The following is a 16545-nucleotide window of genomic DNA, read 5'->3' as shown; positions in this document are numbered from 1 at the left end:
AGGAACGAGGAAGCGTGGGGGATTGTCGCCGCCTCTCACTGATGCCCGAGTGCGGCGTCGATCGCCGCCATGATATCCGCCGGCAGCGGTCCCTTTTCCAGCGCCCCGACATTTTCCTCCACCTGGGCGAACGTGCGGAAGCCTGGAATAGGCAGTGTGCGCGGCGATTTTGCCCAGAGCCAGGCGAGCGCCCCTTGCGTCAGCGTGCGGCCACCCGAGGTCAGGAGATCGCGGACGGCGTCGAGCCTTGCGGCGAATTCCGGGGCCATGCGCCCGTCCTTGAAGTAGACCATCCAGTCGAGGGCCGCGCCGCGTACATCCTTGGCGCCCACTGCCTTGTCGGCGGTAAACTTGCCGGTCAGGAGCCCCATGGCCAACGGACCACGATTAATAGAGATCAGCCCCTGCCTTTCGATCACCGCGATCATCTCCGGCACCGGCTCAAAGACGTTCATCGTATGCTGCACCGAGACATAGCCCTGGCGGCCGGCATGGCGGGCGGCGCGATCGGGAGAATCGGTGCTCCAGCCGAATGCGCCGATCTTGCCTTCGGCGCGCAGCGCCTCCAGCACGTCGAAGACGGCATCGGATTGTTCCAACGGAAAATCATTGATGTGGAATTGCAGGAGATCGAGGCGGTCGCGCCTGAGGCTGCGCAGCGAGGTCTCGACCGAACGGCGGATGAAGGCCTCATCGGCGAAGGCGCCAGTTGCCTGCTTGGTTTGCGGGTCGGTGGCGAAGCCGAACTTGGTGGCGACGACAATATCGTCGCGATTGCCGATCGCCCGGCCGAGCACTTCTTCGGAATGGCCGGCGCCGTAATTCGAGGCTGTATCGAAGAAGCAGATGCCGAGTTCGATGGCGCGGCGGATCGCTTCGACGGATTCATCGTCGTCGACCTCGCCCCAGCCGAGCGGCGTGTCACCGGCAAAGAAGGGGCCGCCGATCGCCCAGCATCCCATGCCGAGACGCGGAATTTCGCGGCCGTTCCAGAGCTTGATCGTCGTCGGTGTTGCGGTCTTGGTCAGCATGGGATCCTCCTTGGCTGGCAGTCCTCCAGACATAGGAAGGGCTCCCATGCGGGTAAACCGCCAAATCCGGAGGATGTTTTGCACCGGTAAAAAACCGAAGTCAGGCGGAAATATCATTCGGACCGGAAAGCGTCCGCAAGGCTGGATTGAGCGCCTTGAGCGCCGCCTGAACGAAGCCGTCGCGGGCTGCTGCGGCTTCGATGCCGCGTGGTTCATAGACGTGGCGATGCAAAAAGAACCCGGTCAGACGGAACGCGGCCGTGAGACTATCGAAGTCGGCCGCACGATTGCCTTCGATACCGAGAAACGGTGGCAGGAGCAGCATCTTGTCAGCCCAGGGGGCACCGGCGCTGCGGCTGACGGCGCGGCCGGATTTGGGCGAGACATAGACGAGATCGGAACGGGCGCCGGTCGCGGCGCATTCGGCGAGATCGAGGCCGAAGCCGAGATCGTTCAGCACCGCCAGTTCGAAACGCACGAAGAGCTCGCCGGCATCGGCCGGGTTGTGCAGGTGATCGAGGATGACCTCCAGCGCTTCGAAGAGATGCGGATGCGGATCACGCTCCGGCAGCAGCCGCAGCAGCGCGCCCATCGCCTGAACGCCGTAGACGGCGGTCGCCGTTTCCATCAGGCGGGCGGCGCGCAACGTCACCGGTTCGACGCGGAATTCGCCGAGATGTTCGTCCAACCTGGCGCGCCAGATAACCTCCACGGCATTGCCGGCCTGCAGCACCGGCTGCATGGCGCGCGACCGGCCGGAGCGCACCAGGCCAAGATGGCGGCCGCGATCGCGCGTCATCACCTCGGCGATGACACTCGTCTCGCCGTGGCGCTTGACGCCCAGGATGATCGCCTGATCCTGCCACTGCATCGAAAGAAGTCCTTGCGGCTGACGAATCCATCCTAGAGCATGATGCCGAAAATGGAAAAGGCCTAGCTGCCGTCCTGGACCGCGTCAGGCGACGGCGGGGAATAACCTCAGCAGGAATTGACGCATCGCCGTTTCGTCGAAAGGCTTCACCAGAAGCGGAATGTGCTGCAAGTCCGGCGGGAAATCGCCGGTATCGGAATAACCGCTGACAAAGCCGAAGGGAATGCCGAGATCGAGAAGATGACGAGCAAATCCGAAGCTCATGCCCTCGCCGAGATTGACGTCGAGAAGCGCGAAATCATAGGTCTCCGCAGTGATGGCAGCCCTCGCCTGCTCCACACTGCCGACGATATCGATATTCTCGACGCTGGCCAGGCGCAAAATGTCCTCCGCCTCCATCGCGATAATCAGGCTGTCTTCAAGAACCAGAACACGGATTGCGCTCATGATTGCCCGCCCTCCGTCGGGCGGCAGTCGCAGCGCCCCGGCTGTTTCGCCAACATCAATGCCCTCCGGTGCCCCGCATGGCACGCTGTCGGTGAATTCCGCCACCATTTCTGAATGAACCATTTTTCTGCCCGGTCGATAAGAATCAAATCGGAGGAAAGACGACGCCCGAGCTTATTTTCCCTGATGCTAATGCGCATTTAAAAAAGACATAAGGCCGGGGCTAGATGAAGGGACGTTTGCTCTCTCCGAGCCCTTCCCAGCCAGCAATCGCCATCAGTTCCTCGCCGTTCAGAACCTCGCAGCCGCGCTCCTGCCAGCGGATCAACCCACGTTCACCGAGCTTTTTCAAGGTCTTGTTGGTGTGGACAATGGAAAGGCCGAGCGTATCGGCAATGTGTTGCTGGGTGATGGGGATGAATTGGCGGCCATTGAAGAGATTAAGCTTCCGACCGCGCTCAAACAGGAAAGCGATCAGATAGGCTGCTCTTTCCAACGCCGTGCGACGGCCGATGCTGAGCAGGTGTTCATCCAAGATTCGCTCCTCGCGCGCCGCGATCCAGGTGATGTCGAAGGCAAGCGAGGGGTGTTTGTTATAGAGCGTCATCAGCCTGTCGCGCTCGAAGACGCAGAGAGAAACCGGTGAAAGCGCTTCGACGGAATGCTGCATCTCGCCGGCGATCGTTCCCTGCAGGCCGATCAGATCGCCCGGCATGATATAATTCAGTATCTGGCGGCGCCCATCCTCCAGCATCTTGTAGCGAAAGCCCCAACCGGCAAGCACGGTGAAAAGATGGGCGCTGTGCGCACCCTCGACGAGGATGGTGGAGCCGGCATCGACGGCAAGTTCACCTCTCTTGAAATTGGAAACGAATTCCAGTTCGTCGCGGCTGAATTCCCGGAAATGCGGCAGGGGCCGCAAAGGACATTGCTGGCAAGGAGTCTTGAAGGAATTGATCGATCTCGACGTCACCATGCCCGCCCCTGCCGTCGCAAAACCGGCACGCCGCCTTTGGCGCGCCGTTCATGAATGAATGCACAAGTTACCGATTTGTTCCGTGAGCGATGCGGTTTTTTTATTTGGAAACAAAGGGCTGGCAGCCGAATAAGCAAATTCTTGCCATCCCTTATTTCGGGAAATCGAGACCCATTTCGCGGAACCGTTCGGGATCATCACCCCAATTCTCGCGAACCTTGACGAACAGGAAGAGGTGGACCGGCTGCTCGAGGATCTCCGACAATTCCTTGCGGGAAGCCGTCGAGATCGCCTTGATAGTTTCACCACCCTTGCCGAGCGCGATCTTCTTCTGGCTGTCGCGCTCAAGATAGATCACCTGCTCGATACGTACCGAGCCATCCTTGCGCTCTTCCCACTTCTCCGTTTCGACATGCGAGGCGTAGGGAAGCTCCTGGTGCAACCGCAGGAACAGCTTCTCGCGGGTGATCTCGGCGGCGAGCTGGCGCATCGGCAGATCTGAAATCTGGTCTTCGGGATAATACCACGGCCCCTCCGGCAGCGTCGCAGCCAGATAATCCATGACATCGTCGCAGCCGGACCCGTTTTCGGCCGATATCATGAAGGTGCGATCGAAGGCGATCTTTTCATTGGCAGCGGCCGCGAGGGCCAGCAGATCCTCGCGGTTGACGCGGTCGATCTTGTTGAGCAGCAGGATCTTCGGCTGCCGGACTTCCTTGAGGCCTTCGAGAATGGCTTCGGCATCGCCGCGCAGGCCGCGCTCGCTGTCGATCAGCAGCACGATCAGATCGGCATCCCTCGCGCCGCCCCAGGCCGAGGTCACCATGGCGCGGTCGAGCCGGCGGCGCGGCTTGAAGATACCGGGTGTATCCATGAAGACGATCTGGGCGTTGTCGTGGATCGCGATGCCGCGAACGATGGCACGTGTCGTCTGGACCTTATGGCTGACGATCGAGACCTTGGCGCCGACCAGGCGGTTCACCAGTGTCGACTTGCCGGCATTGGTCGGCCCGATCAGCGCGACAAAGCCCGAATGCGTCGGACCACTGGTTTCTGCGGTAGCTTCGGCCGCGATATCTTCTTCTTGTGTCATTGTCCCGTCAGTTTCCGGCAGGCGATTGCTGCCAAATGCCTTCGCGCTCAAGCATCTTCGTCGCCGCAACCTGTTCGGCGGCACGCTTCGACCGCTCTACGCCGGTTTCCGGCTTTATGCCAGCAACTTCCACCGTCACCTTGAAGCGCGGATCATGATCCGGTCCGCTGCGTTCATCAACCCGGTAGTTTGGTGTGACGCCGAATTTCGCGTGCGACCATTCCTGCAGCTCAGTCTTGGCGTCGCGCTTGGCGCCATCGGCCCTGACCGCCCTGCCCTGCCAGTAGCGCAGGATGAAGCGGCGGGCAACTTCGAGGCCGCCGTCGAGATAGATCGCGGCGATCAGGCTTTCGACCACGTCGGCGCGCACGTTCATCATCCGCTTGCCGGTCAATTTCTTCACGTCGGCGCCGGTGCGGATATAAAGATGAAGATTGAGTTCGTCGGCGACCGCAGCACAGGTTTCGGCGCTGACCAGCTGGTTCAAACGAACCGAGAGCTCGCCTTCCCCCGCCGTGCCGAAGGTGCGGAACAAAAGCTCGGCGATGCAGAGCCCGAGAACCCTGTCGCCGAGGAATTCCAGCCGTTCGTAGTTGCCGCCCTTCTCGGTGCGGGCGCTCGCATGGGTCAGCGCCCGGTCCAGGCGTTCCTTTTCGGTGAAGTCGTGACCGATCAGGCCTTCAAGCTTTGCGCGGTCTGCCGCAGAAAGCGTCTGCGCCTTGCTCATTCAACAACCTTGAAGAGGCGATCCCAGCGCATGTTCGTCGGCCACTTCCAGATTTCGCGGAAGGAGGTATCGTTGCCGAGCGAGAAGAAGATGACGCTGGCGCGGCCGACAAGATTTTCCGCAGGCACGAAGCCGACGTCGAAGCGGCTGTCGAGCGAGTTGTCGCGGTTGTCGCCCATCATGAAATAATGGCCTTCCGGCACGATGAATTCGCGGGTGTTATCGCCGCGCGACACGGGAGACTGATCGAGCGTGTCGTAAGTCTTGCCATTGTCGAGCGTTTCGCGGAACACCGGCACATCCGCGCCCGGATCGAGCTTGTAATCCGACGTGAAGGTACCGTCCGCTACCTTCGGAACGGGTTTGCCGTTAACGTAGAGCACTCCGTCGGTGACCTGGATATGGTCGCCCGGCAGGCCGATGCAGCGCTTGATGTAATCGATCTCGGGGTTCGGCGGGAAGCGGAATACGACGATATCGCCGCGCTTCGGATCGGCGCCGAACAGGCGGCCGCTGAAAATATCAGGCGAGAAGGGCAGCGAATATTTCGAATAGCCGTAAGCGAACTTATTGACGAAGATGTAGTCGCCGACGAGCAGTGTCGGCATCATCGAACCGGACGGAATTGTAAAGGGCTGGAATAGCACCGTACGGATCACCATCGCCAAAATCAGCGCCTGGATGATGACTTTGATATTTTCCCAGAGGGCGTTCGGCTTGGCTTCGACTTTTTCGGACACGCAGTCTTATTCCTTCAAGACGCCGCGGCGGCGCAATTCTTCTGACGTTCTCTCTAGCGACTTCGGCCGGTTGCGGCAATGGTGACAACGTCAAAAGCGACGAGAGGTCGCGATCGACAGCTCCCGAGGTCGCGATCAGAGGTTCTCGGGCAATGCCTCGATAATCACGAAGGCCTGTGCCAAGGGATAATCATCCGTTATTGTCAAATGAATGGCGGGCCTGTGGCCCGCAGGCAGCATCGATTCGAGGATCACGGCGGCAGCGCCCGACAAAACCATGGTCGGCTTGCCGCTCGGCAGGTTGACGACGCCCATATCCTTCCAGAAGACGCCTTGGGCTATGCCGGTGCCGAGCGCCTTGGAACAAGCCTCCTTGGCCGCGAAACGCTTGGCATAGGAGGCGCCGCGATTTGTCCGGCGGTCGGAACGGGCGCGCTCGATCTCGGTGAAGCAGCGATTGGTGAAGCGCTCGCCGAAGCGCTCGATGGATTTCTCGACGCGGCGAATGTCGATCAGATCGCTGCCAATGCCGATGATCATGCCGGAACCTTCCGTCGCTTAAGAGTTCTTGATCAGGTTCATACGCTCGGCATGTCGCCGGCCGGGCCGGCCAGACGCAGGCGCGCCCGCTCCAGCAGCCGTGTGTGGCGGCGCGTCTGAAAACCCCTCACGGTGTAGAATGTCAGCGCATAGAGCGCAACGGAGGTGACGATCCCCGGCGGAATGGCGCCGACGAGCATCGGCTCCAGCACCGGCCTCCACAATTCGGTGAAGTTCAGCCTGTGAAAGAGGGCGGCCAGATCCACCGCCTGACCAGCCATATGATCCTCACGGCTCAGCAGCAGATGTCCGATCTCCCAGGTGATGCCCCAGATGAACGGATAGGTCAGCGGGTTGCCGAAGGCCGCGCAACCCAGCGCCGCGGCCACCATACTGCCGGAGAGAAAATAGGTGATGACGAAGGCCATGACGAAATGCACACCGATAAACGGCGTCCACGACACGAAGACACCGGCAGCGACGCCAGCCGCAACCGCATGCGGCGAAGCGCTCAGGCGCAGGATGCGCATTGTGAGGTAACGGAGCGGGCGAAGGAAACCTTTGCGGGGCCATAGAAGCTCTCGCATCTTTTCCTTGAATCCCGCGGGCTTGCGACGGCGAAACAACATGGCCGGTATTTAGTGCAGCGCACATGACCATGACAAGAGCGGCGAATGATACCGCCGAAAAAACAGCTCAGTCCTCGCAGCAGAGAAGAGCTTTGTCATGCCGAGGGGCGTCCGTTATGCATAACGTCCCTCACTCGTCTCAAGTAGAAAGTTCAGTATCAACGTGTGCGGAACAGACCGCGGTCGACCTGGCGCTGGCGAAACTCGAGATCAATACGATCGAACGAGCCGTTGAGATATGCCATTTCACGTTCCTGCGTGGTCGGAGCGCGGAGGGCGCGAGCGATTTTCCTGATAGGATCAAACATTGTCTTGTCTCATCTTCTGTTTGCGTTTCGATGACCAGAAGATAGGCTCGGCCTGGGCTAATTACTACAGCCGCAACATGGAGACAGCCATGCGCGCAATGCATTGCTTGCCTTTTTGGCGTACCACCCTCACCACAAAACGATCATAAAATGTGCAATTCTGCGCTTAAATTCCTGCGACCTTAACAAAAACTTACTCGTAGAGCCGTCGGACCGTGGCAATGCAATCCAGTTCCTTCATCTGGGCGAGCAGCTGATTGAGCTGACGCAGATCCCAGACCTCGACCTCAAGCATCATTTCGGTGAAATCCGCCGCGACCCGCACCGTATTCAGCAAGCGGATATTGACGTCGAGGCCGGCAACCGTCTGGGCGACCTTGGCCAGAGTGCCGGGCTCATTCAGGCCGTTCACCATGATGCGCGCCATGAAACGCGACTTGTTGGCTTCGTCGAGATCCCAACGGACGTCGATCCAACGGTCAGGCTGATCGTCGAAGCGCTGCAGGCTCGGCGACTGGATCGGGTAGATGGTGATGCCCTTGCTCTGGTCCATGATGCCGACGATGCGATCGCCGGGAACCGCGCCTGTCGACGCGAACTTGACGTCGACATTGCCGGACAGGCCGCGGATCGGCCCGATATCGGCGTCGGTGTCGATGTCCGAATGGCCGCCGTCGAGCCCGGGCTTAGTCTTGCCGGGGATCTTGAAGATCATGCCGGCCGCGCTGCGGACGTTGAACCAGCCGTCGTCGCCCGAGGGTTTTACCGTGACGCGCTCATCCTGATGGTCGGGATAGACGGCGCGCAGCACGTCGAGCGAGGACATCTCGCCGCGGCCGACGGCGGCGATCGCATCCTCGACATCCTTCTGGCCGAGACGATGCAGCGCCGGCTTCATCGCCTCGCGTGAGAAGATCTTGCCGGCCCTGTCGAAGGTGCGCTCGAGAATGCGGTGGCCGAGGCCGGCATATTGCTTGCGGATCGCCATGCGGGTGGCGCGGCGGATGGCGGCGCGCGCCTTGCCGGTGACGACGATCTCTTCCCAGGCGGCGGGCGGAACCTGCACGCCGGAGCGGATGATCTCGACCTCGTCACCGTTGGCAAGCCGCGTCACCAGCGGCATGATGCGGCCGTTGATCTTGGCGCCCACCGTGGTATCGCCGATATTGGTGTGCACTGCATAGGCGAAATCGATCGGGGTGGCGCCGCGCGGCAGGGCAATCAGCTTGCCCTTCGGCGTGAAGCAAAAGACCTGGTCCTGGAAGAGTTCGAGCTTGGTGTGCTCGAGGAATTCTTCCGGACTGTCGCCCTCGGCCAGCGCCTCGATCGTATGGCGCAGCCAGGAATAGGCATTGGATTCACGCGACAGGATGTCGCCGTCGGCATTGGTGGCGCCGTCTTTGTAAAGCGTGTGGGCGGCGATGCCGAATTCGGCGATTTCATGCATGCGCTTGGTGCGGATCTGCAGTTCGATGCGCTGGCTGGAAGGACCGACGATCGTGGTGTGCAGCGAGCGGTAATCGTTCTGCTTCGGCGTCGAGATATAATCCTTGAAGCGCCCGGGCACGACGCGCCAGCGGGTGTGGACAATGCCGAGCGCCCGGTAACAGGACGGGATATCTTCGACGATGAGCCGAAAACCGTACACATCGGAAAGCTGCTCGAAGGAAAGCGATTTCGACTGCATCTTGCGGAAGACCGAATAAGGCTTTTTCTGCCGGCCCTTGACATAGGCGCTCGTCAGGCCGCTGGCGACGAGCAGGTCGCGAAGTTCCGCCTCGATCTTCTTGACGATGCCTTCATTGCGCTTGGAAAGCTCTTCCAGCCTTTTGGTGACGGTGTCGTAGGCTTCCGGGTTCATATGCAGGAAGGAGAGCTCTTCGAGCTCCTCGCGCATATCCTGCATGCCCATGCGGCCGGCGAGCGGCGCATAGATTTCCATCGTCTCCTCGGAGATGCGGGCCCGCTTGTCGGCCGACATATGATCGAGGGTGCGCATATTGTGCAGGCGGTCGGCAAGCTTGACCAGCAGCACGCGCACATCGTCTGATATGGCCAGCAGCAGCTTGCGCAGGTTTTCCGCCTGCTTGGCCTTCTTGGTGACGAGATCGAGTTTCTTGATCTTGGTCAGGCCCTCGACCAGGCGGCCGATATCCTCGCCGAAGAGTTCGTCGATCTCGGCGCGGGTCGCCGTCGTATCCTCGATCGTATCGTGCAGCAGCGCGACGGCGATCGTCGATTCATCGAGGTGCATGTCGGTGAGGATGGCGGCGACTTCGAGCGGATGGGAAATATAGGGATCGCCGCTCGCGCGCTTTTGCTGGCCGTGCTTCTGCATGGCGTAGACATAGGCTTTGTTCAGCAGCGCTTCATTGGCATCGGGCTTGTATTGCTGAACCCGCTCCACGAGCTCGTACTGCCGCATCATTCCAAAGCCACTCCGGTAAAAATAAAAGCGCGCCAATCAACGATTGGCGCACACATGGGCAATAATATGCCTAAGCAATAAAGGCGCAAGATTGACGATTGGTAATCATCGCTCTTTCGCATCGCATGAAACTTTTCCGGTTCGGCTGCGACCTGGATCACATACGGTCGGAGATCAGTCTGCGTGCTTAGTAGTCGTCGCTCTTTTCGGGCGGCACAAGGCCTTCGATGCCGGCAAGCAGCTCTTCTTCCGACATCTGGTCGAAAGTGATCGTCTCAGGAAGATCGTCCTGCTCTTCGCTGTCGGCTGCGGCGACACCGCCGGCGGCGATCATGCTGGCCGGATCTGGCTCGGGCTCGTCGACTTCGACATGCTTCTGCAGCGAATGGATCAGATCTTCCTTGAGGTCATCGGGCGAAAGCGTCTCGTCGGCGATTTCGCGCAGGGCGACGACCGGGTTCTTGTCGTTGTCGCGATCGATGGTGATCGAGGCGCCTTGGGAAATCAGCCGGGCGCGGTGGCTGGCGAGCAGAACCAGCTCGAAGCGGTTCTCCACCTTGTCGATGCAATCTTCAACTGTGACACGGGCCATTGCCTGTCCTTTACGGTCGTCATTTCGGGATTAGCACGCCCGATACAATTAAAACCGGGCAATTACAAGTTTTTCATTCCGGCTGCCCTCGTCTTTATAAGTGGCTGAACTAAATTTCCATGGAGAATGCCTCAATTCCACCTTGGGTTGCTTGGAATATGCCGAATCGTGCCCTAAGTCTTTCATATATGAATAATTGTTAAAGTATGGATCAGAGCAAAAATCAAAACACAAATCATTGATTTTATTGGATTTTGGTCCCCCGGATTTCGATTGCTCTCATTGGATTGGTAAGCGATGTTTGACCCACGCGAAAAAATTGCACTCTTCATTGACGGCGCCAACCTCTACGCTGCATCCAAGAGCCTCGGTTTCGACATAGATTACCGCAAGCTCTTGAAAGCATTTCAGAAACGCGGCTATCTCCTGCGGGCCTACTATTATACCGCTCTGATCGAAGATCAGGAATATTCCTCGATCCGGCCGCTGATCGATTGGCTCGACTATAACGGCTATAAAGTCGTCACCAAGCCCGCGAAGGAATTTACGGATTCCATGGGCCGCCGAAAAATCAAGGGCAACATGGACATCGAGCTTGCAATCGACGCCATGGAACAGTCCGAAACAGTCGATCATCTCGTCATCTTCTCGGGCGACGGCGACTTCACCAACCTGGTCGAGGCGCTACAGCGCAGAGGCCGCAAGGTCTCGGTGATCTCGACAATGGCTACGCAGCCGCCGATGATCGCCGACGACCTGCGCCGTCAGGCCGACCACTTCATCGATCTCTTGTCTTTGAAGGCTGAAATCGGTCGTGATCCCGCGGATCGGGCGCCACGCCAGGTCGAAGTCGTCGCCGCCCCGCCCAGCGATTTCGAGGAGTGAGCCGGGAGGATTGCCGTGCGAAACGGCAATCCCAAGCGTCGAGCTTAGCCATTATCCTTCAGCAGGCGACTCTTCTGCCGGTTCCAATCGCGCTCCTTCTCGGACTCGCGCTTGTCGTGCAATTTCTTACCCTTGGCGAGCGCCAGTTCCATCTTCGCCCGGCCGCGGTCGTTGAAATAGATCTTCAACGGAATCAGCGTCATGCCCTCGCGGTTGACGGCAGAGCGCAGGCGGTGAATCTCACGGCCCGATAGCAGCAGCTTGCGGCGCCGGCGCGGCTCGTGATTGAAGCGGTTCGCCTGCAGATATTCCGGCAGATAGGAGTTGATCAGCCAGATCTCGCCGCCCTCGTCCGACGCATAGGATTCGGCGATATTGGCCTTTCCCTCACGCAGCGACTTGACCTCCGTGCCCATCAGCACGAGGCCGGCCTCGTAGGTATCGATGATCTCGTAGTTGAAGCGGGCCTTGCGGTTTTCCGCCACGACCTTGTTCACCACGCGCTGGCTGCCTTTGGGGGCCATGACAATATTCCCTTCGAGGCGCGGGAAAAGCCGCGCCCTCATTGCTTGCCCTCTATGTAGGGGAACGACCCGGCCTTGTGAAGACGGCCGGTCTGCTCAGTTCAGCAGCCCGGCATGGCGTAGCGCCGCATCGATCGCCGCTTCCGTTGCCGGCTCCAGCGTCGACAGCAGCGGCGAGCGGACGTTGCGGCTCATCCGACCAAGCCGCGAGAGCCCGTATTTGGCGCCGCAGAGACCGGGTTCGAGGAAGATCGCCTTGTGCAGCGGCATCAGCCGATCCTGATATTCCAGCGCGCCGGCATAGTCGCCTTTCAGCGTCGCCGCCTGGAAATCGGCGCAGAGGCGCGGAGCGACATTGGCCGTGACCGAAATACAGCCGACGCCGCCATGGGCGTTGAAGCCGAGCGCCGTCGCGTCCTCGCCGGACAATTGCCGGAAATCCTTGCCGCAGGTGATGCGCTGTTCGGAAACGCGCTCGATCTTGCCCGTCGCATCCTTGACGCCGACGATATTGCCATGCGCCTTGGCAAGCGCACCCATCGTTTCCGGCGTCATGTCGACCACCGAGCGGCCGGGGATATTGTAGATATAGATCGGCAGATCGACGGCCTCGGCAATCGCCGAAAAATGCGCGATCAAACCCTTTTGCGTCGGCTTGTTGTAATAAGGCGTGACGACCAGAACAGCGTCGGCGCCGACCTTTTCGGCATGCTGGGCAAGCTCGATCGCCTCACCTGTGTTGTTCGAGCCGGCGCCGGCCATGACGGGAACGCGCTTTGCGGCAACTTCGATGCACAGTTCCACCACCCGTTTGTGCTCGGCATGCGACAGCGTCGGGGATTCGCCCGTCGTGCCGACAGGAACGAGACCGCTGCTGCCCTCCTTGATCTGCCAGTCGACGTGCGCGGCGAAACTGTCTTCGTCGATCAATCCGGCATCGGTGAAGGGGGTGACGAGGGCGGGAATGGACCCATTGAACATGCAAAGCTCCTCACGACCAAATCCTTGCTTCGGCCGCATTCCATGAATATTTTGCGCACCATAGAGCGCCGAAATCATCGCGACAAGCGCGTAGAGTTCGGTTAGGGCAAATTCCGATAGCAGATGTGAATGAATTTTACCTGGTACGGTAAGGTTTCGTTAAGATGCCTCTAGCCAAATGGCAGGGCGTGTTTTCGTTGCGAGATCCCGGATGAAGAAAGCTGTCATGATTCTGTCCGCCTTCGGCTTTATTGCCGCTGCGTGGAGCAGCGTAGCGTCGCCGCTTGCCGGCGAGAGCACGGCCATGCCCGCTGTCAAGCCGCTCGGCTTCATCCCCGAGACAGCCATGCCGGAATCGATCACAACAGGCGCTATTCCGCGCAATCTGGCCGTCGCACCCGTCAACGGCGACCTGAAAGCCGGCCTCGACGCACTTTCCGACAAGGACCCGCTGCTGGCGCTGTCGATCCGCGACAATATGCGAGACGGTGCGCTCGATCGCCATATCCTCACCTGGGCGATCGCCGTTTCCGGACTGAAGGGCGTTCCCTCCTATGAAATCGCCAGTGCTGCGCAGGAGCTCAAGAGTTGGCCGGGCCTGTCGCGGCTGCGTGCCTATTCCGAACGCGCGCTCTATGACGAAAACCCCGCCCCATCAGCCGTGCTGGCCGCCTTCGGCGATACCGCGCCTGAGACGATGCAGGGCGCCGTCATCCTCGGACGGGCGCTGGTTGCAACAGGCAAACAGGCGCAGGCGGCTAAATATATCCGCAAAGTCTGGCGCGGTGAGGCTCTCGACAAGGCGACCGAGGACAAGATCCTCATCGAATTTTCCGCGCTGTTGACGCCGGCCGACCATAAGGCACGCATGGACTATCTGATGTATCGCGGCCGGGTGGCGCAGGCCAAGCGCTTCGGCGACATGGGCGAGGCGCAGTCGCTCTACAAGGCATGGTCCGCTGTCGACGCAAAAGCCGGCAACGCCGGCGCGCTGCTTAACGCCGTCGATGCGAGATGGCGCAGCGATGCCGGGCTGCTGTTTGCGCGGATCGAATATCTGCGCAAGCAGGACAAATATGCCGAGGCAGCGGCACTGCTGGAACAGATGCCGCCCGAGCGCAGCGAGCTCGTCAATTCCGGCGAGTGGTGGAACGAGCAGCGCATCGTCAGCCGTGGCCTCGTCGACCAGGGACAATTCAAGCCCGCTTATCGCATCGTCGCAAACTACGCCGCAACCAGCCCGACGGATATCGTCGAGGCTGAATTCCATGCCGGGTGGTACGCGCTGCGCGGTCTGCAGGATCCGGCAACGGCGGAAAAACACTTCCGCAAAATCCTGCAGACATCGAACGGACCGATCTCGGTTTCACGCGCATGGTATTGGCTGGGACGAGCGGCGGAGGCCGGCGGCCCTGGTAAATCCAGTGAATTCTATGCGAAGGCTGCAACGTTTCCCGGCACCTTCTATGGCCAGCTCGCAGCAGAACGGTTGGGGCGAAAGACGCTGAACGTTACCTATCCGTCGCCGAGCACGGCCGACCGGCAAAACTTCCAGGCACGCGAAGCCGTCCAGGCAATCGCCCGGCTGGAAGCCGCAGGCCATGGATGGCGGGCCGACATTCTCTATCTCGCGCTCGCCGACCAACTGCAGAGCCCCGGTGAACTGGCCGTGCTTGCGGCACAGGCCGAGCAATCCGGCGATCATCATCTGTCGCTGCAGATCGGCAAGATCGCCTATGGACGCGGCATCGATGTCGCAGCGCTCGCTTTTCCGGTCGGCGTCATCCCGGCGAATGCCAATATTTCAGGCTCCGGCAAGGCACTCGCCTATGCCATCGCCCGGCAGGAAAGCGCCTTCAACCCGGCCGCCGTTTCGGCGGCGAACGCACGCGGCCTGCTGCAGCTTCTACCGGGAACGGCCCAGGCGGTGGCCAAGCGCCACAACATCGCCTATTCGAAAGACAAGCTGACGGCCGACGCCGGTTATAACGCCACACTCGGCGCGCATTATCTGGGCGAGCAGATCGACGCCTTTGGCGGCTCCTATATCCTCACCTTCATCGCCTATAATGCCGGGCCCAAGCGGGTACCGGAATGGATCGGCCGCTACGGCGATCCGCGCGGCAAATCGATCGACGAGATCGTCGACTGGATCGAGCGCATCCCCTTCCCCGAAACGAGGAACTACGTCCAGCGGGTGATGGAGAATTACGAGGTCTATAAGGCCCGCCTCGGCCAGTCGACCGATATCGAGCGTGACCTCATCGGCGGACGCAGCGCCTCCTGACGCTGTTTGGCGCGGCTCGAAAAGCAGGCTACATCTTCGGGATCAACAACTCTCGAGGGATGCGATGCCGGATACGGATGCGGGCGGTTTCCAGGAACGATTTTACACCTCTTCCGACGGGCTGACGCTTTATGCCCGCGACTATCAGCCGGGCGAAACGGCAAGCGGGGGGCGGCTGCCAGTCATCTGCCTGCCCGGCCTGACCCGCAATACGCGGGATTTTCACCCGCTTGCGCTGCTTCTCTCCCGGGACATGACAGCACCGCGCCGGGTCATCGCGCTCGATTCGCGCGGACGGGGAAAGTCGGCGTTGGATGAGAACAAGGCGAACTACAATCTCGCTATAGAGGCCGGCGACATCGTCACCGCCTGCGCGACCCTCGGCGTCGAGCGGGCGATCTTCATCGGCACGTCGCGAGGCGGGCTGATCCTGCATCTGATTGCAGCGACACGGCCGGATCTTCTCGAAGCCGTCATCCTCAACGATATCGGCCCCGTGGTTGAGGCCGAGGGGCTGGCGCGGATCCGCGACTATCTAAACAGCGGCAGAAGGCCTGAAGACTGGCACGCGGCGGCCGATATCGTGAAGGAAAATCATGGCGCGTCGTTTACGGCGCTTGAAGAGGAAGACTGGCGCGAGATGGCGCTTGCTCTTTATCGCGACGTCGGCGGAAGACCGGTCGCCGACTTCGATCCAGCGATCGCGGAGGCACTAAAATCGGTCGATCTCAGCCAGCCACTGCCTGATCTCTGGGCGCAATTCGACAGCCTGTGCCGATTTCCGCTGATGCTGATCCGCGGCGAAAACACGTCTCTGCTCTCAAAGGAGACGGCCGATGAAATGGCCCGCCGGCATCCGAGTTTGATCCTGCATGCTGCAGAAGGGCAAGGCCATGCCCCCCTCCTGCATCACGGCGATATCCCCACGGCTATTCGAGCTTTTCTCGCCTCCTGCCGATAAAGCCCGCCGCATTAATTTGATTCAAACGACGCGCTTTCGCGCGTTGTTTTGATGCATGTCGTTGTCTTGGAACCGCGACACGCGTCTGAGCGGCATACATCGGCCTCATCGAAGCCGGGCGGCGGGCAACAGGTGCGTTCGACCCAAAGCAAAAAGCCCGGCTCAGAGAGCCGGGCTTTCCTGATTGACCGAAGTCAGATCAGATTAGAACGAACGCTGCAGGCGGAAGTAGCCCGAAGTGGAGTCGTCTGCATCTTCCGGATCGAGGTACTGAACCGAAGCCTTGGCGTAGAAGTTGTCGACGATCTGGTAATCAACCGTCAGACCGACCTTCCAGGCATCGCCATCGCTGAAGTCGTCGCCAGCAACGTAGTAGTCACCGTAGTACTGGACGCCAGGAGTGATCTTGAGCTTGTCGGTTGCCTTGATAGCGTATTCGGCAGCGACAGCCCATTCAGCTGCGGAGTAGTAGGAGTTCGGGCCGGAAGAGTATACGGCAGCGAGGCCGAGCGTACCGGGACCGAT

The 16545-nt window shown here is 60.2% G+C and carries 18 protein-coding genes; 3 read left to right on the top strand and 15 right to left on the bottom strand.

The genetic code is table 11. The annotated features are described in order from the left end of the window. Nucleotides 1-35: 35 nt before the first annotated feature. From FHX03_RS26310 to rpoZ, 12 genes are all read right to left on the bottom strand, one after another. Nucleotides 36-1031 (bottom strand): aldo/keto reductase, encoded by a 996-nt coding sequence (locus tag FHX03_RS26310; RefSeq protein WP_183856215.1) that lies wholly within the window; start codon nt 1029-1031, stop codon nt 36-38. Between the two features lie 100 nt (nt 1032-1131). Beyond that, nucleotides 1132-1902: a DNA repair protein RecO gene (gene recO / locus FHX03_RS26305; RefSeq protein WP_097626859.1), complete on the bottom strand. Its 771-nt coding sequence runs from the start codon at nt 1900-1902 to the stop codon at nt 1132-1134. A gap of 84 nt (nt 1903-1986) precedes the next feature. Further along, nucleotides 1987-2472, bottom strand: coding sequence for a hypothetical protein (locus FHX03_RS26300; RefSeq protein WP_183856213.1), 486 nt, complete (start codon nt 2470-2472; stop codon nt 1987-1989). A 100-nt stretch (nt 2473-2572) separates the two neighbouring features. Continuing rightward, nucleotides 2573-3325 carry a Crp/Fnr family transcriptional regulator gene (locus FHX03_RS26295; RefSeq protein WP_003587587.1) on the bottom strand — a complete coding sequence of 251 codons (753 nt, stop codon included), beginning with the start codon at nt 3323-3325 and terminating at the stop codon, nt 2573-2575. Between the two features lie 151 nt (nt 3326-3476). Then, nucleotides 3477-4418, bottom strand: coding sequence for a GTPase Era (gene era / locus FHX03_RS26290; RefSeq protein WP_097626853.1), 942 nt, complete (start codon nt 4416-4418; stop codon nt 3477-3479). A 7-nt stretch (nt 4419-4425) separates the two neighbouring features. Further along, nucleotides 4426-5145, bottom strand: coding sequence for a ribonuclease III (gene rnc / locus FHX03_RS26285; protein ID WP_097626851.1), 720 nt, complete (start codon nt 5143-5145; stop codon nt 4426-4428). Beyond that, nucleotides 5142-5885: a signal peptidase I gene (lepB, locus tag FHX03_RS26280; protein ID WP_003587590.1), complete on the bottom strand. Its 744-nt coding sequence runs from the start codon at nt 5883-5885 to the stop codon at nt 5142-5144. The genes rnc and lepB overlap by 4 nt, the downstream gene beginning before the upstream one ends. 135 nt (nt 5886-6020) lie before the next feature. Then, complete coding sequence (acpS, locus tag FHX03_RS26275; RefSeq protein WP_183856211.1) at nt 6021-6425, bottom strand: holo-ACP synthase; 405 nt, start codon at nt 6423-6425, stop codon at nt 6021-6023. A 38-nt stretch (nt 6426-6463) separates the two neighbouring features. After that, the gene (locus FHX03_RS26270; protein WP_097626847.1) at nt 6464-7054 is read right to left on the bottom strand and encodes a DUF2062 domain-containing protein; all 591 of its coding nucleotides are present in this window, start codon (nt 7052-7054) and stop codon (nt 6464-6466) included. Between the two features lie 158 nt (nt 7055-7212). Beyond that, on the bottom strand, nt 7213-7362 hold the full coding sequence (locus FHX03_RS26265; protein ID WP_003587595.1) for a DUF3563 family protein: 150 nt from the start codon (nt 7360-7362) through the stop codon (nt 7213-7215). Between the two features lie 193 nt (nt 7363-7555). Then, complete coding sequence (locus FHX03_RS26260; RefSeq protein ID WP_097626845.1) at nt 7556-9790, bottom strand: RelA/SpoT family protein; 2235 nt, start codon at nt 9788-9790, stop codon at nt 7556-7558. Nucleotides 9791-9977: 187 nt separating this feature from the next. Further along, nucleotides 9978-10382, bottom strand: a complete 405-nt coding sequence (gene rpoZ / locus FHX03_RS26255; RefSeq protein WP_003574261.1) for a DNA-directed RNA polymerase subunit omega — start codon at nt 10380-10382, stop codon at nt 9978-9980. 297 nt (nt 10383-10679) lie between these two features. On the opposite strand from rpoZ, the gene FHX03_RS26250 reads away from it, so the two are divergent. Continuing rightward, a complete protein-coding gene (locus tag FHX03_RS26250) occupies nt 10680-11267 on the top strand; it encodes an NYN domain-containing protein (RefSeq protein ID WP_097626843.1) in 588 nt (195 codons plus the stop codon). Nucleotides 11268-11311: 44 nt separating this feature from the next. Here FHX03_RS26250 and smpB read toward each other — a convergent pair whose 3' ends face one another. Beyond that, nucleotides 11312-11791: an SsrA-binding protein SmpB gene (gene smpB / locus FHX03_RS26245; protein WP_012557117.1), complete on the bottom strand. Its 480-nt coding sequence runs from the start codon at nt 11789-11791 to the stop codon at nt 11312-11314. Between the two features lie 96 nt (nt 11792-11887). After that, nucleotides 11888-12772 carry a 4-hydroxy-tetrahydrodipicolinate synthase gene (dapA, locus tag FHX03_RS26240; RefSeq protein ID WP_097626841.1) on the bottom strand — a complete coding sequence of 295 codons (885 nt, stop codon included), beginning with the start codon at nt 12770-12772 and terminating at the stop codon, nt 11888-11890. A gap of 211 nt (nt 12773-12983) precedes the next feature. Between dapA and FHX03_RS26235 the strand changes: the two genes are divergently transcribed. Both FHX03_RS26235 and FHX03_RS26230 read left to right on the top strand, forming a co-directional pair. Continuing rightward, a complete protein-coding gene (locus FHX03_RS26235; RefSeq protein WP_097626839.1) occupies nt 12984-15059 on the top strand; it encodes a lytic transglycosylase domain-containing protein in 2076 nt (691 codons plus the stop codon). 64 nt (nt 15060-15123) lie between these two features. Continuing rightward, the gene (locus FHX03_RS26230; protein ID WP_097626837.1) at nt 15124-16020 is read left to right on the top strand and encodes an alpha/beta fold hydrolase; all 897 of its coding nucleotides are present in this window, start codon (nt 15124-15126) and stop codon (nt 16018-16020) included. A gap of 204 nt (nt 16021-16224) precedes the next feature. Here the strand turns inward: FHX03_RS26230 and FHX03_RS26225 are convergent. Further along, on the bottom strand, nt 16225-16545 hold a 321-nt coding region (locus FHX03_RS26225; RefSeq protein ID WP_183781039.1), incomplete at its 5' end, for a porin.

Origin of the sequence: Rhizobium sp. BK456 (assembly GCF_014194045.1) — a bacterium.
GTDB lineage: Bacteria > Pseudomonadota > Alphaproteobacteria > Rhizobiales > Rhizobiaceae > Rhizobium > Rhizobium redzepovicii.
This window is presented reverse-complemented; position numbering and strand designations above follow the sequence as displayed.

Bases quoted from the DNA above. Each gene is read 5' to 3' on its own strand.
- FHX03_RS26265 (WP_003587595.1), bottom strand. From the start codon at position 7,362: ATGTTTGATCCTATCAGGAAAATCGCTCGCGCCCTCCGCGCTCCGACC.
- FHX03_RS26310 (WP_183856215.1), bottom strand. From the start codon at position 1,031: ATGCTGACCAAGACCGCAACACCGACGACGATCAAGCTCTGGAACGGC.
- FHX03_RS26250 (WP_097626843.1), top strand. From the start codon at position 10,680: ATGTTTGACCCACGCGAAAAAATTGCACTCTTCATTGACGGCGCCAAC.
- recO (WP_097626859.1), bottom strand. From the start codon at position 1,902: ATGCAGTGGCAGGATCAGGCGATCATCCTGGGCGTCAAGCGCCACGGC.
- FHX03_RS26295 (WP_003587587.1), bottom strand. From the start codon at position 3,325: ATGGTGACGTCGAGATCGATCAATTCCTTCAAGACTCCTTGCCAGCAA.
- FHX03_RS26230 (WP_097626837.1), top strand. From the start codon at position 15,124: ATGCCGGATACGGATGCGGGCGGTTTCCAGGAACGATTTTACACCTCT.
- FHX03_RS26260 (WP_097626845.1), bottom strand. From the start codon at position 9,790: ATGATGCGGCAGTACGAGCTCGTGGAGCGGGTTCAGCAATACAAGCCC.
- FHX03_RS26270 (WP_097626847.1), bottom strand. From the start codon at position 7,054: ATGTTGTTTCGCCGTCGCAAGCCCGCGGGATTCAAGGAAAAGATGCGA.
- dapA (WP_097626841.1), bottom strand. From the start codon at position 12,772: ATGTTCAATGGGTCCATTCCCGCCCTCGTCACCCCCTTCACCGATGCC.
- era (WP_097626853.1), bottom strand. From the start codon at position 4,418: ATGACACAAGAAGAAGATATCGCGGCCGAAGCTACCGCAGAAACCAGT.
- rnc (WP_097626851.1), bottom strand. From the start codon at position 5,145: ATGAGCAAGGCGCAGACGCTTTCTGCGGCAGACCGCGCAAAGCTTGAA.
- rpoZ (WP_003574261.1), bottom strand. From the start codon at position 10,382: ATGGCCCGTGTCACAGTTGAAGATTGCATCGACAAGGTGGAGAACCGC.
- FHX03_RS26235 (WP_097626839.1), top strand. From the start codon at position 12,984: ATGAAGAAAGCTGTCATGATTCTGTCCGCCTTCGGCTTTATTGCCGCT.
- smpB (WP_012557117.1), bottom strand. From the start codon at position 11,791: ATGGCCCCCAAAGGCAGCCAGCGCGTGGTGAACAAGGTCGTGGCGGAA.
- FHX03_RS26300 (WP_183856213.1), bottom strand. From the start codon at position 2,472: ATGGTTCATTCAGAAATGGTGGCGGAATTCACCGACAGCGTGCCATGC.
- acpS (WP_183856211.1), bottom strand. From the start codon at position 6,425: ATGATCATCGGCATTGGCAGCGATCTGATCGACATTCGCCGCGTCGAG.